Origin of the sequence: Streptomyces sp. NPDC058092 (assembly GCF_042884935.1) — a bacterium.
Classification (GTDB): domain Bacteria; phylum Actinomycetota; class Actinomycetes; order Streptomycetales; family Streptomycetaceae; genus Streptomyces.
Genome location: NZ_JBHVSY010000022.1, coordinates 67,102 through 89,176 on the forward strand (window position 1 = coordinate 67,102; position 22,075 = coordinate 89,176).

General features: G+C 70.0%; 20 protein-coding genes. 4 read left to right on the top strand and 16 right to left on the bottom strand.

The features are described from left to right. Positions 1 to 24: 24 nt before the first annotated feature. Positions 25 to 528 carry a MarR family winged helix-turn-helix transcriptional regulator gene (locus ACFVV1_RS29980; RefSeq protein WP_389995523.1) on the top strand — a complete coding sequence of 168 codons (504 nt, stop codon included), beginning with the start codon at positions 25 to 27 and terminating at the stop codon, positions 526 to 528. Between the two features lie 38 nt (positions 529 to 566). Here the strand turns inward: ACFVV1_RS29980 and ACFVV1_RS29985 are convergent, their stop codons facing one another. From ACFVV1_RS29985 to pgsA, 15 genes are all read right to left on the bottom strand, one after another. After that, entirely contained in the window at positions 567 to 3,146 is a 2,580-nt protein-coding gene (locus ACFVV1_RS29985) for a RelA/SpoT family protein (RefSeq protein WP_389995525.1), read from the bottom strand. Positions 3,147 to 3,315: 169 nt separating this feature from the next. Then, positions 3,316 to 3,870 carry an adenine phosphoribosyltransferase gene (locus ACFVV1_RS29990; RefSeq protein WP_389995528.1) on the bottom strand — a complete coding sequence of 185 codons (555 nt, stop codon included), beginning with the start codon at positions 3,868 to 3,870 and terminating at the stop codon, positions 3,316 to 3,318. Beyond that, positions 3,867 to 4,970 (bottom strand): protein translocase subunit SecF, encoded by a 1,104-nt coding sequence (gene secF / locus ACFVV1_RS29995; protein WP_389995531.1) that lies wholly within the window; start codon positions 4,968 to 4,970, stop codon positions 3,867 to 3,869. Before secF ends, ACFVV1_RS29990 begins: the two co-directional genes overlap by 4 nt. 1 nt (position 4,971) lies before the next feature. Beyond that, complete coding sequence (gene secD / locus ACFVV1_RS30000; RefSeq protein ID WP_389995534.1) at positions 4,972 to 6,720, bottom strand: protein translocase subunit SecD; 1,749 nt, start codon at positions 6,718 to 6,720, stop codon at positions 4,972 to 4,974. A gap of 146 nt (positions 6,721 to 6,866) precedes the next feature. Continuing rightward, a complete protein-coding gene (gene yajC / locus ACFVV1_RS30005; RefSeq protein WP_389995536.1) occupies positions 6,867 to 7,358 on the bottom strand; it encodes a preprotein translocase subunit YajC in 492 nt (163 codons plus the stop codon). A 164-nt stretch (positions 7,359 to 7,522) separates the two neighbouring features. Further along, complete coding sequence (gene ruvB / locus ACFVV1_RS30010; RefSeq protein ID WP_389995539.1) at positions 7,523 to 8,608, bottom strand: Holliday junction branch migration DNA helicase RuvB; 1,086 nt, start codon at positions 8,606 to 8,608, stop codon at positions 7,523 to 7,525. Positions 8,609 to 8,696: 88 nt separating this feature from the next. Beyond that, complete coding sequence (gene ruvA / locus ACFVV1_RS30015) at positions 8,697 to 9,320, bottom strand: Holliday junction branch migration protein RuvA (RefSeq protein ID WP_389995542.1); 624 nt, start codon at positions 9,318 to 9,320, stop codon at positions 8,697 to 8,699. Then, positions 9,317 to 9,892 (bottom strand): crossover junction endodeoxyribonuclease RuvC, encoded by a 576-nt coding sequence (gene ruvC, locus ACFVV1_RS30020; RefSeq protein ID WP_389995545.1) that lies wholly within the window; start codon positions 9,890 to 9,892, stop codon positions 9,317 to 9,319. Before ruvC ends, ruvA begins: the two co-directional genes overlap by 4 nt. 136 nt (positions 9,893 to 10,028) lie before the next feature. After that, positions 10,029 to 10,781, bottom strand: coding sequence for a YebC/PmpR family DNA-binding transcriptional regulator (locus tag ACFVV1_RS30025; protein WP_389995548.1), 753 nt, complete (start codon positions 10,779 to 10,781; stop codon positions 10,029 to 10,031). A 61-nt stretch (positions 10,782 to 10,842) separates the two neighbouring features. Next, positions 10,843 to 11,436, bottom strand: a complete 594-nt coding sequence (gene pdxT, locus ACFVV1_RS30030) for a pyridoxal 5'-phosphate synthase glutaminase subunit PdxT (protein ID WP_266745124.1) — start codon at positions 11,434 to 11,436, stop codon at positions 10,843 to 10,845. A 6-nt stretch (positions 11,437 to 11,442) separates the two neighbouring features. Next, positions 11,443 to 12,363 (bottom strand): pyridoxal 5'-phosphate synthase lyase subunit PdxS, encoded by a 921-nt coding sequence (pdxS, locus tag ACFVV1_RS30035; protein ID WP_389995550.1) that lies wholly within the window; start codon positions 12,361 to 12,363, stop codon positions 11,443 to 11,445. Between the two features lie 167 nt (positions 12,364 to 12,530). Then, entirely contained in the window at positions 12,531 to 13,028 is a 498-nt protein-coding gene (locus ACFVV1_RS30040) for a hypothetical protein (RefSeq protein ID WP_389995719.1), read from the bottom strand. A 462-nt stretch (positions 13,029 to 13,490) separates the two neighbouring features. Continuing rightward, complete coding sequence (locus tag ACFVV1_RS30045) at positions 13,491 to 14,699, bottom strand: glycosyltransferase family 4 protein (RefSeq protein WP_389995553.1); 1,209 nt, start codon at positions 14,697 to 14,699, stop codon at positions 13,491 to 13,493. Further along, on the bottom strand, positions 14,696 to 15,631 hold the full coding sequence (locus ACFVV1_RS30050; RefSeq protein ID WP_389995555.1) for a phosphatidylinositol mannoside acyltransferase: 936 nt from the start codon (positions 15,629 to 15,631) through the stop codon (positions 14,696 to 14,698). Before ACFVV1_RS30050 ends, ACFVV1_RS30045 begins: the two co-directional genes overlap by 4 nt. Then, positions 15,628 to 16,302, bottom strand: a complete 675-nt coding sequence (gene pgsA / locus ACFVV1_RS30055; RefSeq protein WP_389995558.1) for a phosphatidylinositol phosphate synthase — start codon at positions 16,300 to 16,302, stop codon at positions 15,628 to 15,630. Before pgsA ends, ACFVV1_RS30050 begins: the two co-directional genes overlap by 4 nt. Positions 16,303 to 16,570: 268 nt before the next feature. Between pgsA and ACFVV1_RS30060 the strand changes: the two genes are divergently transcribed. Continuing rightward, the gene (locus ACFVV1_RS30060; protein ID WP_389995561.1) at positions 16,571 to 18,796 is read left to right on the top strand and encodes an elongation factor G-like protein EF-G2; all 2,226 of its coding nucleotides are present in this window, start codon (positions 16,571 to 16,573) and stop codon (positions 18,794 to 18,796) included. 147 nt (positions 18,797 to 18,943) lie between these two features. Continuing rightward, positions 18,944 to 20,614 (top strand): hypothetical protein, encoded by a 1,671-nt coding sequence (locus ACFVV1_RS30065; protein ID WP_389995563.1) that lies wholly within the window; start codon positions 18,944 to 18,946, stop codon positions 20,612 to 20,614. A gap of 66 nt (positions 20,615 to 20,680) precedes the next feature. On the opposite strand, the gene ACFVV1_RS30070 is transcribed toward ACFVV1_RS30065, so the two are convergent. Continuing rightward, the gene (locus ACFVV1_RS30070; RefSeq protein WP_389995566.1) at positions 20,681 to 21,241 is read right to left on the bottom strand and encodes an HIT family protein; all 561 of its coding nucleotides are present in this window, start codon (positions 21,239 to 21,241) and stop codon (positions 20,681 to 20,683) included. A 66-nt stretch (positions 21,242 to 21,307) separates the two neighbouring features. Here ACFVV1_RS30070 and ACFVV1_RS30075 point away from each other — a divergent pair, with 66 nt between their 5' ends. Beyond that, entirely contained in the window at positions 21,308 to 21,985 is a 678-nt protein-coding gene (locus ACFVV1_RS30075) for a potassium channel family protein (protein WP_389995569.1), read from the top strand. Positions 21,986 to 22,075: the final 90 nt, after the last annotated feature.

Sequence of the window (22,075 nt, forward strand, 5' to 3'; positions counted from 1 at the left end):
CTCTCCGTGGGGCAGGATGACCTCATGGCGCAACATTCGGACGATCCCCTGGACGACCTGGTGAGAGCAGTGACGACACTCTCGTACGCGATGGGCCGCAGCCGGGTGCACGACCAGCTCACGGCAGCCGTGGGCGTCAGGATCGACCGGCCCGAGGTGGCCCTGCTGCGCGTGCTCTGCGCCGGCGAGGAACCCTTGCGGATCACCGATGTCGCTCAGCGGCTGCTCGTAAGGCCGCCGCATGTCACGCGGCAGGCGGCACGGCTGGAGGAGGGCGGTCTGATCCGCCGCATGCCGGACCCGCGTGACCACCGCGCGCAGCGGCTGGAACCGACGGAGCGCGGCCGCAGCATGGTGGAGCGGCTGTCGGAGGGCGTACGGAACACGTTCGGCGAGGTGCTGGGCGGCGTGCCGGACGAGGAAATCCGCAGCGCGGCGAAGGTCATCGGGCTGCTGGTCGCCGATTCGGCCACTCGGCTGGTCTCGGACCACGCCTGCGGCCACGACGAGCAGCAGCCCCCCGCGTAGTCACGCGAAGGGCTGCTGGGGGGAGTGCCGCCGGCCGGTCAGGGCCTGCGCGCCGAGGTGACGCGATAGACGTCGTAGACGCCCTCCACGCCCCGTACGGCCTTCAGTACGTGTCCGAGGTGCTTCGGGTCGCCCATCTCGAAGGTGAAGCGCGAGGTGGCCACCCGGTCCCGGGAGGTCTGGACGGCCGCCGACAGGATGTTGACGTGCTGGTCGGACAGGACGCGGGTGACGTCCGAGAGCAGTCGCGACCGGTCCAGGGCCTCGACCTGGATGGCGACCAGGAAGACCGAGGACTGGGTCGGCGCCCACTCGACGTCCAGGATCCGTTCCGGCTGCTGCGACAGGGAGTCGACGTTGACGCAGTCGGCGCGGTGCACGGAGACGCCGCTGCCTCGGGTGACGAAGCCGATGATCGGGTCGCCGGGGACCGGCGTGCAGCAGCGGGCCAGTTTGACCCAGACGTCCTCGACGCCCTTGACGACGACACCGGGATCGGCGTTGGAGCGGCGCTTGCCGCGTCCGCGTGAGGGCGGCGAGCTCTCCGCGATGTCCTCGTTGGCGGCGTCCTCGCCGCCGAGCGCCTGGACGAGCTTCTGTACGACACCGGCGGCGGCCACATGGCCCTCGCCGATCGCCGCGTACAGGGACGAGATGTCGGGGTAGCGCATCTCGTGGGCGAGGGTGACCAGGGAGTCGCCGGTGAGGATGCGCTGGATCGGCAGGTTCTGCTTGCGCATGGCGCGCGCGATGGCGTCCTTGCCCTGCTCGATCGCCTCGTCGCGGCGCTCCTTGGAGAACCAGGCGCGGATCTTGTTGCGGGCACGGGGCGACTTGACGAAGCCCAGCCAGTCCCGGGACGGTCCGGCACCGGCCGCCTTCGAGGTGAAGACCTCCACCAGGTCGCCGTTGTCGAGGGTCGATTCGAGCGGTACGAGCCGCCCGTTGACCCGTGCCCCTATGGTCCGGTGGCCGACCTCCGTATGGACGGCGTACGCGAAGTCGACCGGCGTCGCACCCGCGGGGAGCGCTATGACGTCGCCCTTGGGCGTGAAGACGAAGACCTCGTTGCGGGAGAGGTCGAAGCGCAGGGACTCCAAAAACTCGCTGGGGTCCTCGGTCTCCTTCTGCCAGTCCAGGAGCTGGCGCAGCCACGCCATGTCGTTGACGGTGTCCTGGCGCGCGCCCTTGCCCGTGCTCTTGGGTACGTCGGTACGCACCTTGGAGGCGCCCGCGACGGCCTCCTGCTTGTACTTCCAGTGCGCGGCGATGCCGTACTCGGCGCGGCGGTGCATGTCGAACGTACGGATCTGCAGCTCGACCGGCTTGCCGCTGGGACCGATGACCGTGGTGTGCAGCGACTGGTACATGTTGAACTTGGGCATCGCGATGTAGTCCTTGAACCGGCCGGGGACCGGATTCCATCGCGCGTGGACGGTGCCGAGCGCCGCGTAACAGTCGCGGACGGTGTCGACGAGGACCCGGATGCCCACCAGGTCGTAGATCTCGGCGAAGTCCCGGCCGCGCACGATCATCTTCTGGTAGACGCTGTAGTAGTGCTTCGGCCGGCCGGTGACGGTGGCCTTGATCCGGGCGGCACGCAGGTCGGCCTGGACCTCGTCGGTCACTATGGCGAGGTACTCGTCGCGCTTGGGGGCCCGCTCGGCGACGAGACGGACGATCTCGTCGTACATCTTGGGGTAGAGGATCGCGAAGGCGAGGTCCTCCAGCTCCCACTTGATGGTGTTCATGCCCAGGCGGTGCGCCAGCGGGGCATAGATCTCAAGCGTCTCGCGGGCCTTCTTCTCCTGCTTCTCCCGCTTGAGGTAGCGCATGGTGCGCATGTTGTGCAGCCGGTCGGCGAGCTTGATGACGAGGACGCGGGGATCCTTGGCCATGGCCACGACCATCTTGCGTACGGTCTCGGCCTGTGCGGCCTCACCGAACTTGACCTTGTCCAGCTTGGTGACGCCGTCCACGAGCAGGGCGACCTGGTCGCCGAAGTCCCGTCGCAGGGTGTCCAGGCCGTACTCGGTGTCCTCGACCGTGTCGTGCAGCAGGCCGGCCATCAGCGTCGCCGGGTCCATGCCGAGCTCGGCGAGGATCGTCGTGACGGCGAGCGGGTGCGTGATGTACGGGTCGCCGCTCTTGCGCTTCTGGCCGCGGTGCCAGCGCTCGGCGACCTGGTAGGCGCGCTCGATCTGGCGCAGTGTGGCGGTCTCGATCTTGGCGTCGTTGCTGCGGACGATGCGCAGCAGCGGTTCGAGCACCGGGTTGTACGGGCTGGAGCGCTGCACACCGAGGCGGGCGAGCCTGGCCCGTACCCGGTTGGAGGAGCCACCGGAGCGGGTCGCGGGAGCGGCCGGGGTGACCGGCTTGACGGCGGGCTTCGCCGGGGGCTTCGAGGCGGACGCGGCCGGCGAGGAGGGCGCGACCGGCTGGGCGGGGGAAGCGGGCGCGGGCCGCAGCACCGCGGCACCGGCCGTCGCCGGGCCCGTACCGGGCTCGGGTACCGGGGGCTTCGGCTTCTGCGCAGGCTGCTTCTTCCCGGGCGTGGCTGAGGCCGCCGCGGGCTTGTCGGGCTGCGGGGCGGCGACTGGCTGGGCCTCGTCTGGCAAGAGCGCTCCTCGTGCGGATCCGGATACCCGGAAAGGCCATCGTATCGATCCTGTGGCTCGTCCTCCCCCGGGGACCGTGAGACCCCTCACAACGCGAAACGGGCACCCGGTTGTTCCCGGGTGCCCGTCCTTCGCGCATGAGCCGTTGCCACGTACGGTCCGCTGCCGCTCAGACCGTGATCAGAACCTCCAGCGGTGCGCCGCGCAGGCCCTGCTCCAGCCGGGCACGACCGGGCAGGAAACCGAGCTCCATGAGGACCGCGACGCCCGCGACCTCGGCACCGGCCCGCCGGATCAGCTCCAGCGAGGCCTCGGCGGTGCCACCGGTCGCGAGGATGTCGTCGATGACCATGATCCGGTCGTCGGCGGACAGGTCCTCCGCGTGGATCTCGATCTCGGCGGTGCCGTACTCCAGGTCGTACGCCTGGCGGAGCGTGGCTCCGGGCAGCTTCCCCGCCTTGCGGACGGGTACGAAGCCGAGCCCGGCCCGGATCGCGACCGGGGCGGCCAGGATGAAGCCGCGTGCCTCGAGGCCGACGATCTTCGTGGCGCCGTGGCGTACGCACAGTTCCGCGAGGGTCTCGGTGAGGGCCGCGAACGCTGCCGGGTCCGCGAGCAACGGGGTGATGTCCTTGAACAGCACGCCCGGCTTGGGATGGTCCGGCACATCACGGATCCGGCTGAGCAGGAGCTCGCGGGTGCTCTCGGTGGTGCTGCTGGTCATCGACGCTTCCCCGAGGTCCGGCCGTGGCCCCTGGGGGGCTCCTGGCGCTGGCCGACGACCGCGGCGGCGGGTGCGGCGTCCCGGGGGAAGTCGTCGTCCGAGGGCTCGTCCTCGTCGGACTCGCCCTTGGCGGCGGCTGCCGCACGCTTGGCGAGGATCCGCTTCTTCAGGGCCTTCATCTGCGGGTCGCGCTCCTTGAGGTCGGCGACGAGCGGGGTGGCGATGAAGATCGAGGAGTACGCACCGGCGGCGAGACCGACGAAGAGCGCCAGGGAGATGTCGTTCAGCATGCCGGCGCCGAGAACACCGCCGCCGATGAACAGCAGACCGGCGACCGGCAGCAGCGCCACGACGGTGGTGTTGATGGAACGGACCAGCGTGCCGTTGATGGAGCGGTTGGCGATCTCGCTGTACGTCCACCGGGTCTGCTTGGTGATCCCGTGCGTGCCCTCCTTGAGGCTGTCGAAGACGACGACCGTGTCGTAGAGGGAGTAACCGAGGATGGTCAGCAGGCCGATCACGGTGCCCGGGGTGACCTCGAAGCCGACCAGGGCGTAGACACCGACCGTGATGGTGATGTCGTGGATCAGTGCGACCAGGGCCGCGATCGCCATGCGCCACTCGAAGGCGATGGCCAGGTAGATCACCACGAGGACCATGAAGATGCCGAGGCCGGTCCAGGCCTTGTTGGCGATCTGCTCACCCCAGCTGGGGCCGACCAGGTCGGCGGCGATCTTCTCCGTGGGGACGTCGAGGTCCTTGGAGAGCTGTTCCTTGATCTGGTCGGACTTCGCGGTGTCGACCTCGGTGATCTGGATGCGCAGACCGCCGTTGCCGAGCTTCTGGACGATCGCCTGGTGGCCGGAGGCCTCCGTGGCCAGGTCCTCCGCCTGGGAGACGCCGACGCTCGTCTTCGTGGTGGTGAAGACGGCGCCGCCCTTGAACTCGATGCCCATGTTCAGGCCGCTGACCGCCAGGCCGACGATGGCCGTGATGGTGATCAGGATCGAGATCCCGTACCAGATCTTGCGGTTGCCGATGAAGTCGTAGCCGACCTCGCCGCGGTAGAGACGGGCGCCGAGACTGCCGAGTCGCGACATCTCACGCCTCCTTCGGGTCAGTGGGGGCGTTGACACGGCGCGAGCGGCGCAGCGGCGGCTTGGCTCCGAGCCGCTTCGGGTCCAGACCGGACCACGGGTGACCGCTGGAGAAGAACTTCGTACGGGCCATCAGCGTCATGACGGGCTTGGTGAAGAGGAACACCACGACCACGTCGAGCAGGGTGGTGAGACCCAGCGTGAAGGCGAATCCCTGGACCTTGCCGACGGTGACGACGAAGAGCACCGCGGCGGCGAGGAACGACACGAAGTCGGAGACCAGGATGGTACGCCGGGCGCGCGGCCAGGCGCGCTGGACGGCGGGGCGGAGCGTACGGCCGTCGCGGATCTCGTCGCGGATTCTCTCGAAGTACACGATGAAGGAGTCCGCGGTGATACCGATGGCCACGATGGCGCCGCAGACCGCCGGGAGGTTGAGTGCGAAGCCGATGGCCGGGCCGAGCAGCGACATGAGCGTGTAGGTCAGGATGCCGGAGGCCAGCAGGCTCAGGAGCGCGATGAGCGCGAGGCCGCGGTAGTAGGCCACCAGGTAGATGACCACGAGGGCCAGACCGATGGCACCGGCGATCAGACCGGCTTGGAGCTGCTCGCCACCGAGCGCGGCGGTGACGGTGGTGACGCTCTGCTCCTTGAAGGAAAGCGGGAGCGCACCGTAGGAAAGCACGTTGGCCAGGTCATCGGCGGACTGCTGGGTGAAGCTGCCGGAGATCTCGGCGCTGCCGCTGAGCGTCGTGTTCACCTGCGGAGCGGAGACGACCTCGCCGTCCAGGGAGATGGCGAACTGGTTCTGCGGGGACTGCAGTGCGGAGAGCTTCTTGGTGATCGTCTGGAACTCTTTGGAGCCCTTCTTGGTGAACTCCATGTTGACGACCCACATGCCGCGCTGCTGGTCGAAGCCGGCCTTGGCGTTGTCGACCTCGGTGCCGGACACCTCGGCCGGGCCGAGGACGTACTTGGCGTCGCCCTCGGAGCTGCACGCGACGACCGTGTCGGTGGGTTTGGCGCCCCGTGCGGCCTCGGCGCGGGAAGCCTTGCTGGAGCAGTCGAGCGCCGCGAACTGCTTCTGGAGCTTGGCGGCGGCCGCCTCTTCCGCGGCGGAGGGAGCGGATGCGGAGGGCTCCGGTGTGGTGGCGGCGGAGCCGCTCGCCTTGGGGCTCGGCGTGACGTCGGCCTTGAGGCCGTCGGTGACCGCGCGGCCCTGCGTGGAGGCACTCGCGCTGGGCGTCGCCGACGCCTTCTCCTTGTCCGATGCCGAGGCGCTAGGGCTCGCGGACGGGCTGGGCTTGCCGGACGACGAGGCGCTGGGCGTCGGGGTGGGCGTGCCCTGGGCGACGGTCAGCACCGGCCGGAAGTAGAGCTTGGCGGTGGTGCCGACCTGCTCACGGGCCTGGGCGGAGTTCGTGCCCTTGGGGATGTTGACGATGATGTTGCGATCGCCCTGGGTCTGGACCTCGGCCTCGGAGACGCCAAGACCATTGACACGGCGTTCCATGATCTGGACCGCCGTGTCCATGTTGGTCTTGTTGATCGCCGATTCCTGGCCCGGCTCGCTCTTCGCCTCAAGCGTGATGGACGTGCCGCCCGCCAGGTCGATACCCAGACGTGGGGTCGGCTGATCGGCCAGGAACATCCCGCCGGTGAGCGCGACCATGGCGATCAGGATCAGAGCCAGGGAACGCCCCGGCCTGCCCTGACCGCCGGCCGGCCCTCGGCTCTTCTTCGGTGCTGCCACCTTCTCGTTTCTCCCTGTCCAACCGCCCCGCGCCGGGTACGCGCCCGAGCGGCCACGAAGTGTTGTGGGGACCCGCCCCCGCAGAAGATCGCACGGTCCGGGGAGTACCTGATGCCGGTGGGCTCATGGCATCCCCGGGTCGTGGGTTACTTCGCGTCGGCCTCGCCGTCGTTCTTGCCCTCGGACTTCTTGTCGGACGCGGCGTCCGTCGGCTCGGCGTCGTCGGCGTCGGCCTTCTTGCCGAGGTCGATCTTGGCGTCGTCCGAGGTGTCCTCGTCGGCGCCGGCCTCGGTCCCGGTCAGCGAGGAGGCATCGTCCGGCACGACCGCGCCGTCGATGTCGAGGGCGTTCTCGCCGTCGCCGTGCACGATGCGGTTGTACTCCGCGTCGTCCAGGACGGCGCCGATGGCGTTCTTGGCGTAGACGGCGTGGACGCCGGGCGCGATCTCCAGGAGAACCGTGTCGTCGTGAAGTTCCTTGACGGTGGCGTACATGCCCCCGATCGTCCGGACGCCGGTGCCGGGCTGCATATCGTTGCGCATCTGGGCGGCGGCCGCCTGCTTCTTCTTGGCGGACCGCGTCATCAGGAACATGGCCCCGATGAGCACGATGAAGGGGAGAAGAGTCACGGGATTCACGGGACGAGTTTCCTTCGCACGACCGCGCTGGACGGCGGCCTGATCTACGGGGGTGGGTACACCGACCTTTAAGGGCGGCATCGGCGGAGTCTAAGCGAGTCCGCATCGATGGAACAACGCCCGACATCACTCGGTGGTTCCTGTCCGGGTAAACCTGTGACGCATCACGCCCCGAACAGGCCCTGTTGTCCCTTTCCGTCATGCTGCGGCGGTACGAGACCGAGGTGAGCCCACGCCGCGGGTGTCGCGACGCGCCCCCGCGGCGTCCTGGCCAGCAGCCCTTCCCGTACCAGGAAGGGCTCGGCGACCTCCTCGACCGTTTCGCGCTCCTCGCCCACGGCGACCGCGAGGGTGGACAGCCCGACGGGGCCGCCGCCGAAAAGTTTCAGCAGGGCGCCGAGCACTGCCCGGTCCAGCCGGTCGAGACCTCGGGCATCGACCTCGTAGACCGCCAGGGCCGCGGAGGCGACGGCACGGTCGATCCACCCGTCCGCCTTGACCTGGGCGTAGTCCCGGACGCGCCGCAGCAGCCGGTTGGCGATACGGGGGGTGCCGCGGGAGCGCCCGGCGATCTCGGCGGCGCCCTCCGTGTCTATCGCCACGTCGAGGAGGCGGGCGGAACGGTGGATGACGCGTTCCAGTTCGGTGGGGGCGTAGAACTCCATGTGGCCGGTGAAGCCGAAGCGGTCGCGCAGCGGGGGCGGCAGAAGTCCGGCCCTGGTGGTGGCGCCCACCAGGGTGAACGGCGGCAGTTCCAGCGGGATGGCGGTGGCGCCGGGGCCCTTGCCGACGATGACGTCGACCCGGAAGTCCTCCATCGCCATGTAGAGCATCTCCTCGGCGGGCCGCGACATGCGGTGGATCTCGTCGAGGAAGAGGACTTCGCCCTCCTGGAGCGAGGAGAGGATCGCGGCAAGATCACCCGCATGCTGGATGGCGGGGCCGGAGGTGATCCGGATCGGTGCGCCCATCTCGGCCGCGATGATCATGGAGAGGGTGGTCTTGCCGAGGCCGGGGGCGCCGGAGAGCAGGACATGGTCGGCGGTGGCGCCGCGGGCCCTGGCCGCCTTGAGGACCAGGTCGAGCTGTTCGCGCACCTTCTCCTGGCCGACGAATTCGTCGAGGTCCTTCGGCCGCAGCGCCGCTTCGACCGCGGTGTCCTCGCCGTCCGCGTCGGCGTCGACAAGGCGTTCGTCCAGCCGCTCGCCGAGCGGCTCCTCGGTGTCGGGTCCGGTCTCGTCCCAGTTCATTCAGTCTGTCCCGCCTCGGGTGTTTCGGTGCCGTGCGGTGCCCGGCCCGGCGTCGGGGTGTCGGTGCCCCCGGGGTGTCGCGCTCCGGTCAGCGCGCGCGGTTGAGGGTCTGCAGCGCGGCGCGCAGCAGTTGCGGCACGGGCGCCTGCCCGCCCTCGGCCAGCGCCGCCTCGGCCTGCGGGGTGACCGCGGTGACCGCTTCGTCGGCCTCGCGGGTGGCGTAGCCGAGACCGATCAGGGCTGCCTGCAGCTGGTCGCGCCAGGAGGAGGTGACGGCGGTGCCGATGCCCTGCCGGCCGATCCGGGCGACGGGCTCGCCGAGTCTGTCCTTCAGTTCGAGGAGGAGTTTCTGCGCGCCCTTCTTGCCGATACCGGAGACGGCGGTGAGCGCCTTCTCGTCGCCGGTGGCGACCGCGATCCGCAGGGCGTCCGGGGTGTGGGTGGCGAGCATGGCCTGGGCGAGCCGGGGACCGACGCCGCTGGCGGTCTGCAGCAGCTCGAAGACCTGCCGCTCGTCGTCGTCGGCGAAGCCGTAGAGGGTGAGCGAGTCCTCCCGTACGACGAGGGAGGTGGCGAGCCTGGCCTCCTGACCGATCCGGAGACCGGCCAGGGTGTTCGGCGTGCACTGGACGGCCATGCCGATGCCGCCGACCTCGATCACGGCCGTGGTCAGGGCGAGCGCGGCCACGGGGCCGCTGACGAAGGCGATCATCGGGGGACCTTCCGGACGGGAACTGCGGGTGTACGGGGAACACGAGCGGTGCGGGCCGCGGCGGCGGCCGCCGCGTGCGCCTGCTGGAGACGGTTGACGGCGGGGGCGCGCCAAATGTGGCAGATGGCGAGCGCGAGGGCGTCGGCCGCATCGGCCGGTTTCGGTGGGGCGTCGAGTCGCAGCAGCCTGGTGACCATGGCGCCGACCTGTGCCTTGTCGGCGCGACCGCTGCCGGTGACGGCCGCCTTGACTTCGCTGGGGGTGTGCAGGGCGACGGGGATGCCGCGCCGGGACGCGCAGAGCATGGCGACGGCGCTGGCCTGGGCGGTGCCCATCACCGTACGGACGTTGTGCTGGCTGAACACCCGCTCCACGGCGAAGAATTCGGGCCGGTACTCGTCCAGCCACGCCTCAATGCCGCTCTCGATGGCGACCAGCCGCCGGCCGAGCTCCGCATCGGCCGGGGTGCGGACGACGCCGACGCCGAGCATCGTCAGGGGCCGCCCGGCGACGCCTTCGACGACGCCGACACCGCACCGGGTCAGCCCCGGGTCGACGCCGAGTACCCGCATGGGACGCCCCCTCCGTACCGATCGGTCAACTGTTCCCGCAGGCTATCGGCTCGCACTGACAACGCGGCGGGCAACGCGACGGGCCGACGGGGTGTGTCCCCGTCGGCCCGTCCATGAAGGCTGTGCCGATCCCGGCTCAGGCGTCCACCTTCTCCATGACCTCGTCGGAGACATCGAAGTTGGCGAAGACGTTCTGCACGTCGTCGCTGTCCTCCAGCGCGTCGATCAGCTTGAAGATCTTGCGCGCGCCCTCCTCGTCCAGCTCGACCTGCATGGTGGGCAGGAAGTTGGCCTCGGCGGAGTCGTAGTCGATGCCGGCCTGCTGGAGCGCCGTACGGACCGCGACCATGTCGGTGGCCTCGCTGACGACCTCGTAGCTGTCACCGAGGTCGTTGACCTCCTCGGCGCCCGCTTCGAGGACGGCGCCCAGGACATCGTCCTCGGTCAGCCCGCCCTTGGGGACGATCACGACGCCCTTGCGGTTGAAGAGGTACGAGACCGAACCCGGGTCGGCCATCGAACCGCCGTTGCGGGTCATCGCGACACGCACGTCGGAGGCGGCACGGTTGCGGTTGTCGGTCAGGCACTCGATGAGCACAGCGACACCGTTCGGGCCGTAACCCTCGTACATGATCGTCTGGTAGTCGACGCCGCCAGCTTCGAGACCGCCACCGCGCTTGACCGCGGAGTCGATGTTCTTGTTCGGTACGGAGCTCTTCTTGGCCTTCTGGATCGCGTCCACAAGGGTCGGATTTCCATCGGGGTCCACACCGCCGGTGCGCGCCGCGACCTCGATGTTCTTGATCAGCTTTGCGAAGAGCTTGCCGCGCTTGGCATCGATCACGGCCTTCTTGTGCTTCGTCGTAGCCCATTTAGAGTGGCCGGACATCTGCCTTCTCCTTCGCGTCACCAAAATCGATCCGAACCCGAGAGATCCTACCGGGATCGGGTCAGCCGACTGCGCGCACCATATCCACGAACAAGGCGTGAACCCGGTGGTCCCCGGTCAGTTCCGGGTGGAAGGACGTCGCCAGGGCGTTCCCCTGGCGTACGGCGACGATGTGACCGCCGTGCTCCGCCACCACCTCGGCCCGTGCCCCGACCGATTCCACCCACGGGGCGCGGATGAACACGCCCTCGACCGGGCCGCCCTCGATCCCGGCGACCTCCACGGCCGCCTCGAAGGACTCGTTCTGCCGCCCGAAGGCGTTGCGGCGCACGATCATGTCGATCCCGCCGACCGTCTCCTGGCCCGCACGCGGGTCGAGGATCTTGTCGGCGAGCAGGATCATTCCGGCGCAGGTGCCGTAGACCGGCATCCCGTCCCGGACCCGTTCGCGCAGCGGTTCCAGCATGCCGAACAAGGCAGCCAGTTTGGACATCGTGGTGGACTCGCCACCGGGAATGACCAGGCCGTCGACCTCGGCGAGCTCCTCGGGACGCCGGACCGGCCTGGCCAGGGCATCCGCCGAGGCCAGGGCGATCAGGTGTTCCCGTACGTCGCCCTGGAGAGCCAGGACTCCGATCACAGGGGTGTCGCTCATCAGTGACTACCAGCCGCGGTTGGCGTAGCGCTCGGCCTCGGGCAGGGTGTCGCAGTTGATGCCGACCATGGCCTCGCCCAGGTTCCGGGAGGCGTCCGCGATGATCTTCGGGTCGTCGTAGAAGGTGGTGGCCTTCACGATGGCGGCGGCGCGCTTGGCGGGGTCGCCGGACTTGAAGATGCCGGAGCCGACGAAGACGCCCTCGGCGCCGAGCTGGCGCATCAGCGCGGCGTCGGCGGGGGTGGCGACGCCGCCCGCGGAGAACAGCACGACGGGCAGCTTGCCGAGCTCGGCGACCTCCTTGACCAGCTCGTACGGGGCGCGGAGCTCCTTGGCGGCGGCGTACAGCTCGTTGTTGTCGTAGCCGCGCAGCCGGGCGATCTCGTTCTTGATCTGGCGCAGGTGACGGACGGCCTCGACGACGTTGCCGGTGCCGGCCTCGCCCTTCGAACGGATCATGGCCGCGCCCTCGGCGATACGGCGCAGGGCCTCGCCCAGGTTGGTGGCGCCGCAGACGAACGGAGTGGTGAAGGCGAACTTGTCGCTGTGGTTGACCTCGTCGGCCGGGGTGAGGACCTCGGACTCGTCGATGTAGTCGACGCCGAGGGACTGCAGGACCTGGGCCTCGACGAAGTGCCCGATGCGGGACTTCGCCATCACCGGGATGGAGACGGCCCCGATGATCTCCTCGATCATGTTCGGGTCCGACATCCGGGCCACGCCGCCGTCCTTACGGATGTCGGCCGGCACCCGCTCCAGGGCCATGACGGCCACGGCGCCCGCGTCCTCGGCGATCTTCGCCTGCTCGGCATCGACGACATCCATGATCACACCGCCCTTGAGCTGCTCGGCCATGCCTCGCTTGACGCGGGCGGTGCCGGTGGCCGGGGAGTCGGCGGACTGCGGGGTGGTGGGAAGCGTGGACATGGATCGACCTCACTCGGAGAAAAGTTGCTGAATGCGCTGATTGGTGCAGAGCAGAGCCAACTCTCCGGGACCAGTCCACAGCAAGGGCCAATGGAAGGCCGGTGGATCGTTTTGAACTCGTACGGGACGGCCTGTGGCCCCGGTCACGTACGGGTGAGGCCGCCGGATCAGCTGACGGGGCGGTCCGCCAGGGCGACCGGCGGTTCGTCGTCCATCTCGAAGGCGAGCGGGAAAGGGGCGTGCCCGGCCAGCCGGAACCACCGCACCGTACGGTGCCTGCGCAGCGCGCGCGCCGCGCGCACCGCGTCGTTGTGGAACCGCCGGGCCATCGGGACCCTGCGCACTGCTGCGGCGAGTTCGGACGCCGCTTCCTCGCCGCCGGGGATCTCCTTCACGGTCTCCACCTGCGCCCGCTCGCCGAAGACCGCCCGCAGCGCGGTGCTCAGCTCGCTCTCCGCGACCTCGCGGTGTTCCTCCTCCGCCTGGCGGGCGGCGTGCGCGGCCTCGTACAGCACGATGGACGCGGCCGGGTCGAGAACACCCGAGGTGGCCAGTTCCTGGGTGACCGAGGCGCGACGCAGGAGCTGCGCGTCGAGGGCCGCGCGGGCGGCGTCGATACGGGTGTGCAGCCGGTCCAGCCGTCCGGCGGTCCAGCTGAGGTACATGCCGATCGCGATGACCGCGACGGCGATCCAGATGAGGGTTTCGATCACGGGCGGCAAGGCTACCGTCGGGGCGCGGGCGGTGCGGCCGTCCGGCCCGGGTACGTGGGCGGGCGGGGACAGGCCGGGTTGCCGCCGGAGCGCGGCTCCGGACGCCGGTCCTCACTCGCCGGAGGGCTTGAAATCGCCGCGCGCCTCACTCTGCGTGCCCTGATGCGCCGCGCGGACCGGCCACGCGCTTGAACCGGCGCCCTGGGGTCTTTCGTTTGGATCAGGCCGGACCAGGGAGCGGCCCGCCGCGGAGCGGCTGATGTCACCGTGGTGCCGTGCATCGCAAGGCGGAGGAAGGAGCCCGATGGGGTCTCCCCCTGGTCGAGCGGAGCCGAGAGCTGGGGAAGACCGACGACAACGCGGCGAGGCGCGGTGCCGGGGCACGCGAGCCCGGCATGATCCGAACGTGAGGCCCTACTCCCGCGCCAGTCCGAAGCGGGCGCGCAGGCCCGTGCGTTCGTCGGCCGCCACGGATGCCGCGCCGTCCGTCACCGTCTCGTACACCGCGAGGATGTCCGCCCCGACCGTCGACCAGTCGAAGCGCCGCACGTGCGCGGCTCCCCGCTCGCGCAGCTCCGTACGCCGCTCCGGATCACCGAGCAGCCGGATCGCCGCCGACGCCAGCGCGTCCGCGTCCTCGTTGGTGAAGAGTTCGCCCGCCGCGCCCAGATCCAGGACCTGCGCGAACGCGTCCAGATCGCTGGCCAGGACCGGCGCGCCGGCCGACATCGCCTCGACCAGGATGATGCCGAAGCTCTCGCCGCCCGTATTGGGCGCGACGTACACATCGACGCTGCGCAGCAGCCGCGCCTTGTCCTCGTCGCTCACCATGCCGAGGAATTCGACGCGCCCGCGCATCTCCTCGGGCAGCGAGGCGACGGCCTCCTCCTCGTCGCCGCGGCCCGCCACCAGCAGCCTGGTGTCCGGACGTGCGGCGAGGATCGCGGGCAGCGCCCTCATCAGGACGGGCAGGCCCTTGCGGGGCTCGTCGATGCGCCCGATGAAACCGATCGTGCCGCCCTCCCGTCTCCCACCACCGCCCTCACCCGAGCCTCGCGCCCCCTCTGACTGCCACTCGGGCTTGGGCTCGGCTCCGGCGAAGAAGCCGACATCGACCCCGTTCGGGATGACGACCGCGTCACCGCCGAGGTGCTCGACCAGGGTCCGGCGCGCGTACTCGCTCACCGCGATGCGCGCGCTGATCTTCTCCAGTGCGGGCTGCAGGATCGGATACGCGGCGAGCATCGCCCGGGAGCGCGGGTTCGAGGTGTGGAACGTCGCGACGATGGGGCCCTGCGCGGCCCAGCAGGCGAGCAGCCCCAGCGACGGCGACGTCGGCTCATGGATGTGGATCACGTCGAAGGTGCCGTCGTGCAGCCAGCGGCGTACCCGGGCGGCCGAGAGGAAGCCGAAGTTCAGCCGGGCCACGGAGCCGTTGTACGGGACGGGCACGGCCCGGCCCGCGGAGACCACGTACGGCGGAAGCGGCGTCTCGTCGTCGGCGGGCGCCAGCACCGACACCTGATGCCCCAGCCGGATCAGGTGCTCGGCCAGGTCCCGGATGTGGAACTGCACGCCGCCCGGCACGTCCCAGGAGTACGGGCACACGATGCCGATCTTCACAGTCGGTCCTCCCGGTTCTCCAGATCGGCCGACCAGAGCCGCTGCAGCATGTGCCAGTCCTCCGGATGCTCGGCGATCCCGACGGCGAAGGCATCGGCCAGCGCCTGTGTCATGGAGGACGTCTTCTCGTCACGGTTGCCTGACTCGGGCACCTCGACCGGCGGATGGATGCGCGCCTTCATCACGGGCGTCTCGTCGTACGAGAGCGTCACGGGCAGCAGCAGTGCCCCGGTCTGCTGGGCGAGCAGCGCCGGTCCTGCGGGCATGCGCGCGGCGTCCCCGAAGAACGTCACCTCGACGCCGGAGGCCGACAGGTCGCGGTCGGCGACCAGACAGACCAGGCCGCCCGCGCGCAGCCGTCGTGCCAGGGTGCCGAAGGCGGAGCCGCCGCTGTGCGGCAGGACCTCCATGCCGAGCCCCTCGCGGTAGGCCACGAACCGGTCGTACAGCGTCTCGGGCTTGAGCCGCTCGGCGACCGTGGTGAAGGGCACCTCGAGATCGGTGGTGACCCAGGCTCCCGCCAGGTCCCAGTTCCCCAGGTGCGGCAGGGCGAGGATGACGCCGCGGCCGGTGTCCAGCCCGTCGGTCAGCCGGTGCGCGTCCGTCACCTCTATGGACGCCTTGATCCGCGCCGGACTCCAGGTGGGCAGCCGGAACGACTCCATCCAGTAGCGCATGTACGAGCGCATCCCGGCCTTGGAGAGCGCGGCGAGCCGGGCCGGCGACGCCCCGGGCACGACCCGCGCCAGATTCGACTCCAGCCGCAGCACGCCCTTGCCCCGCCGCTTCCACGCCTGGTCGGCGATGGTGCGGAAGAGGGCCCGGGCGACCGGCTCGGGAAGCTTCTTCACAGCGGCCCAGCCGAACCCGTACAGCCCGTCGGTCAGCCGGTCCCGCAGGCCGGTCCGCGCGTCACCCGGTGCACCGCTCACTGCGCGGCCCCGCTCCCCCGGTCCGCGGCGTCGGCCTCGGCGGCATCGGCCTCGGCGGACTCACGGCGCACCGTCACGACCCGCTGCACGAGCGTCACCAGGCTGCCCGCGGCGACGATCCACAGCGCGATCGGCAGCAGGACCTGGATCCCGGGGACACCGAACTTGTGCAGACCGGCGAACCCGGCCGCGACCAGCGAGATCACCAGCCGCTCGGCGCGCTCCACGAGCCCGTTGACCGCGACCGGCAGCCCGATCGACTCGCCACGCGCCTTCGTGTACGAGACCACCTGGCCGCTCGCCAGGCAGAAGATCGCGACCGCACACATCACGTTGTCGTCGCCCTTGCCCGCGTACCAGAGCGCGAATCCGCCGAAGATCGCCCCGTCGGCGACCCGGTCGAGGGTCGAGTCCAGGAACGCGCCCCAGCGGCTGGAGATACCGGCCTGCCGGGCCATGTTGCCGTCGACGAGGTCGGAGAAGACGAAGATCGTGATGACGATCGTGCCCCAGAAGAACTCCCCCATCGGGAAGAAGACCAGCGCACCTGCCATCACCCCGGCCGTACCGATCAGAGTGACCGCGTCGGGGCTCACGCCGAGACGGAGCAACAGTGCGGCGAACGGTGTGAGGACACGCGTAAAAAATGCACGCGCGTACTTGTTCAGCATGGCCTTCCCGAGGGTCGGTGGGCCGAGCGGCCCCTTCGGCCACCGGCTGGCCCATCGTAGTCACGCCCGCCGGACTCCACCGTCCGGGCACCCGGCCTCGCGCGGCGGCGCTCGACGTATGGACGCGACCCGGCGGGAGTGGAAAGCTCGAATTACCGCGGGCGTCGCCGTAGCCGCCGCGGCGGCTCCCCCGTGCCCGTGCACCCTTCTCCCCACACCGCGCCGGCTTTTCTTCCCGCTCCGCGCCACTATCTGGGAGGCACGCATCATGGGCGACAAGGCACACGTACACACCGGGGCCGCCGGCAGGGCAGCGACGGCCGACCAGCCCTCATCGATACGGAATGTGGCGCTGGTCGGCCACAGCGGCTCCGGCAAGACGACCCTCGTCGAGGCCCTCGCACTGACCGCGGGTGCGGTCAACCGGGCAGGCCGGGTCGAGGACGGCACGACGATCTCCGACTACGACGAGATCGAGCACCGCCAGCAACGCTCCGTACAGCTCTCCCTCGTCCCCGTCGAATGGGGCGGATACAAGATCAATCTGCTGGATACCCCGGGGTACGCGGATTTCGTCGGGGAACTCAGGGCCGGTCTGCGCGCAGCGGACGCGGCCCTGTTCATCGTGTCCGCCGCCCAGGAGGCCGACGCCGTGGCGGGCGCCACCCGCGCCGTGTGGGACGAGTGCGCCGCCGTCGGCATGCCCCGCGCCATCGTCGTCACCCACCTGGACACCGCGCGCACCTCGTTCGACCGGATGACCCGGATCTGCGGCGAGATCTTCGGCGGCGACGACCCCGACGCCGTACTCCCGCTCTATCTGCCCGTCCTCGGCCCCGAGGGCCCCGACGGGCACGCCCCGCTCACCGGCCTCACCGGACTCCTCACCCAGCGGATCTTCGACTACTCCTCGGGCGAGCGGCAGGAGCACCCGCCCGCCGACGCCCAGCAGCCCCCGCTCCAGGAGGCCCGCAACCGGCTCATCGAGGGAATCATCGCCGAGAGCGAGGACGAGACCCTGATGGACCGCTACCTCGACGGGGCCGACATCGACATCAAGACACTCATCGACGACCTGGAACGCGCCGTCGCCCGGGACGCCTTCCACCCCGTACTCACCGCGGCCCCCGCCGCCGAGGGCGCCCGCCAGGGCGTCGGTACCGTCGAGCTCCTCGACCTCATCACCGGCGGCTTCCCGACCCCCCGGGAGCGCCCGCTTCCCGAAGTCACCCCCCTGCACGGCGCGCCCCGACCGGTCCTCACCTGCGACCCGCAGGGCCCGCTCCTCGCGGAGGTCGTCAAGACGGCCTCCGACCCGTACGTCGGCCGCGTCTCGCTCGTACGCGTCTTCTCCGGCACCCTGCGGCCCGACGAAACCGTCCATGTCTTCGGCCACGGCCTCACCGACCCCGGCCACGAGACCCGCCCCTTCCACGAGGCGGAGGTACGCGTCGGCGCCCTCTCCGCCCCCTCCGGCAAGCAGCAGCAGCCCCTCACCGCATGCATCGCCGGAGATCTGGCCTGCGTCGCCAAACTGGCCGGCGCCGAGACCGGGGACACCCTCTCCGCCAAGGACCAGCCGCTGCTGATGGACCCCTGGGCCACACCCGACCCACTGCTGCCGCTCGCCATCCAGGCACACAGCAAGGCCGACGAGGACAAGCTCTCCCAGGGGCTCTCCCGGCTGGTCGCCGAGGACCCGACCATGCGCCTCGAACAGAACCAGGACACCCACCAGGTGGTCCTGTGGTGCCTCGGCGAGGCCCATCAGGACGTGGCGCTGGACCGGCTGCGCAGCCACTACGGAGTCCAGGTCGACGCCGTGCCCCACAAGGTGCCGCTGCGCGAGACCTTCGCCGCCCCCGCGACCGGGCGCGGCCGGCATGTGAAACAGTCCGGCGGCCACGGCCAGTACGCCATCTGCGAGATCGATGTGGAGCCGCTGCCCCCTGGTTCGGGCATCGAATTCGTCGACAAGGTGGTCGGCGGAGCGGTACCGCGCCAGTTCATCCCGTCCGTCGAGAAGGGCGTGCGCGCCCAGGCCGCGCGCGGAGTGGCGGCCGGACATCCGCTCGTCGACGTGCGCATCACCCTGCGGGACGGAAAGTCCCACTCCGTGGACTCCTCCGACGCCGCGTTCCAGACCGCGGGCGCCCTGGCCCTGCGCGAAGCGGCCGCGGACACCCGCATCCGGCTCCTCGAACCCGTCGCCGAGGTCCGGGTCCTGGTCCCCGACGACTACGTCGGGCCGGTCATGAGTGATCTGTCCGGGCGGCGCGGCAGAGTGATCGGGACCGAACAGTCCGGCCCCGGACGCACCCTCGTACGGGCCGAGGTGCCCGAGCTGGAGATCGGCCGGTACGCCATCGAGCTCCGCTCCCTCTCCCATGGCGCCGGTCGCTTCGACCGGGCGTACGCCCGGCACGAAGCCATGCCCCCACAGCTCGCGGAACGCATCCGCGAACAGCAGCAGAACAATCCGAATGACGCGTAATCGACTGTGCCGCCCGCCCTTGTCCACAGGGGCGGGCGGGGTGTTGATCCGGACGATACGCTGTGGTCCCAGCTCAGAAGGTGTGCCGGGCACGGCAGTTGGGAAACAGCCGCAGGAGCGGTTCCTTGGCGGCGAGTGGGGGCGGCAGTGGCCAACGACGGATTCGATTTCTCTCCTGGAGCGCAGATCCCGCTCCAGGGCTCGGGCGGACAGGCGGTGGCGACGAACGCCCTCGCCTCCGCCGCGTACCGCGACAGCCCGGTGGAGACGATCCTTGACGCCAACAGCGAATGGCACAAGTCCGCAGTCAAAGCAGGCCGTTCCAAGCTCTTCAAGTCCGACTACTTCAAGCCCAATCTCGGCGAGGCATTCTCCCGCGCCGTCCAGGAACGCATGCTGGGCGGCGCCCGGAAGGCCCTCATCCAGTCCTTCGGTACCGACCCGCAGACCGTCGTCGAACACTGCCTGTCCGCGACCCGCCTCCGCAAGGCACGCGACACCAGACTGACCGCCGTCACCGCCCTGTTCGGCTTCCTCTTCCTGCCCGGCATGCTCCTGTGGGTCATCGCCTTCCGACTGCGCGACGGGCTCGGTAGCACCAAGGACAAGGCGCTCGCCACCCTGGGCAACGCCCTGCTCCCGGTCATCGGCATCGTGGCCCTGTTCTTCCTGATCAAACTGCCGCTCACCGGATTCCTGTCGCTCTACGTACGGGCGATGATCGTCGCCCCCGTCATCGGCTGGCTCATCGCCAAGCGGATCGCCGAATCCTCCGCCAAGGACATGCGCGCCCGCTGGGAAGGACTGCTCTCCGGCGGCGGCGTCAGCGCCAAGATCCCCGAGGCCGTGCCCAAGAACCCCAACGAGACGTCCCGCGAAGCACTCCGCCAGGGCCTGGAGAAGCTCTCCGCCGAGCAGCAGTCCAACTCGGTCTTCTACGCGGGCCCCAAGGGAATCCTCGGCATGGGGACCCGCTGGGGCAGCTGGCAGCTCGCCGAAGAGCTCGTCTCCAAGGAACCCGGCAAGGAATTCCACCGGTTCCGCAGCTGGGACCTGATACGCGTCATCCACGACCAGCTCAAGGTGCTGGAGCGCGGCCCGCTGAACACCGGCGGATTCCCCACCCCGTCGGTCACCCACTGGATCGTCTCACCCGTCGGCGAGAACGCCGACTCGGTCTCCCGCCCCGACGGCGAGGACGTCGCCACCTTCCAGGTCAAGCCGCACGAGATACAGCGGATCTGCAACCACCAGCAGTTCGGCGGCGGCGACCGGCACTACCTGGGCGTCCAGTTCACCCTCTGGGACGGCCAGCTGGTCATCACCATGATGATCACGGTCACGGTGCTCTACGAAACCCTCCGCATCGAAGTCACCGGACACGCACTCGGCCCGGTCCATTCGCTCTTCACCAGCAAGCCCGCGGCCAAGACCAAGACCGTCAACAAGACCGTCCGGTTCTGGGAGACCCGCGACATCACCCTCGCACTGGTCGAGCCCCGCGAAGTCGTCCGCCTCGCTCTGCGCGCACCCTTCACCTGGTACCCGCCGCTCCTCGACTACCTGGGTGGCAAGATCGCCCTGCCGGAGCCGTTCGGCCTGCGCCACGCCTGGGCCGAGAAGCCTTGGCGCCACCGCTTCATGGCCGACGACGCGATGCGCGCCGCCACCCCCGTCCTGCGCGCCGTGCACAGCGCCGCCCTGCGCGTCCTGGAGGAGAACGGGGTGGACACCGAACGCTTCGACAACCGCTCGATGATACTGAGCGGCCTGGTCCAGGACCCGACACCGCGCAAGGCCGACCTGTACGACGCGTAGACGGCGAAAGGCCGCCCCGGCAATAGAGCGATGACCGGGGCGGCCCCTTCGAAGCGACAGCCCGGATCAGCCCACCGGCCAGGCGTCGGCCAGCATCTTGCGCGTATCGGCGAGCAATTGCGGCAGCACCTTCGTGTGCCCGATCACCGGCATGAAGTTGGTGTCACCACCCCAGCGCGGCACCAGGTGCTGATGCAAGTGGGCCGCGATACCGGCCCCCGCGGAAGCACCCTGGTTGAGCCCGATATTGAACCCGTGCGCCCCCGACGCCGCCCGCAGCGCCACCATCGCCCGCTTGGTGAACTCGGCCAGCTCCATGGTCTCCGGGCCGTCCAGCTCCGTGTAGTCCGCGACATGCCGGTACGGCACCACCATCAGGTGGCCACCGTTGTACGGGTACAGATTGAGCACGGCATAGACATGCTTGCCGCGCGCCACGACAAGCCCGTCCTCGTCCGACTGCGACGGAATCGCGCAGAACGGACAGCCATCGCCGGCCTCCGGACCGGACGGCTTGTTCTCGCCCTGGATGTATGCCATCCGGTGGGGCGTCCACAGGCGCTGGAACGCGTCGGGCGTCCCGACTCCGATCTGCTGCTCCGGCTCACTCGTCATGCCGATCAGCATATTGCTTCGCTCCCGGGCAGCGTGTCGCCGGGGCCGCACCCGTCTGCGCCCGGCGATGCTGAGGCGATGATCGACCAGCGCGCGGACTCCACCCCTCCTCGTTTCAGGCGTTGGGAGCAGCGCACGGAAGTGCCCCTCTTCGGCGCCTCGCTGCTCTTCCTGCTCGGTTACGCGGTCCGCGTGCTCGCCCCGCACGACGCCCGGCCCTGGCGCGAGATCGCCCTCGCGCTGGTCTGCGCGACCTGGCTGGTCTTCGCCGCGGACTATGCGGTACGGCTCCGCCTCAGCGGCCTCGGTCACCGTTTCGTCCGTGTGCACTGGCTGGACACGGTGGTCCTGCTGCTTCCCCTGCTGCGGCCGCTGCGCCTGATCCGGCTCTACACGGCGGTCCAGAAGCGCAGGGAGCAGCCGCGGCTGAGCCTGTACACGCGCGTGATCGCTTACGCCGGTGCGAGCGCCCTGCTGCTCGGCTTCGCCGCCGCGCTCGCCGTGTACCACCAGGAGCACACCGCGCAGGATGCCTCGATCCGCACGTTCGGCGACGCGGTGTGGTGGGCCTGCGAGACGCTCACGACGGTGGGGTACGGGGACACGGTGCCGGTCACCCCGAGCGGCCGGGTCGTGGCGACGGGCCTGATGGCCTGCGGTCTGGCGCTGCTGGGGGCGGTGACGGGTTCGTTCTCGTCGTGGCTGCTGCAGGTCTTCCGGCGGGAGGACGAGAAGAGACCCCCGGAGGGCGGGTAGCTCTCCGGGGGCCGAAAACCCCGCGTGCGCGGGGAGCACGGCGCCTTCGCCCTGTGCTGTTTCCGAATCGGATCATCCCCGCCGCAGGCG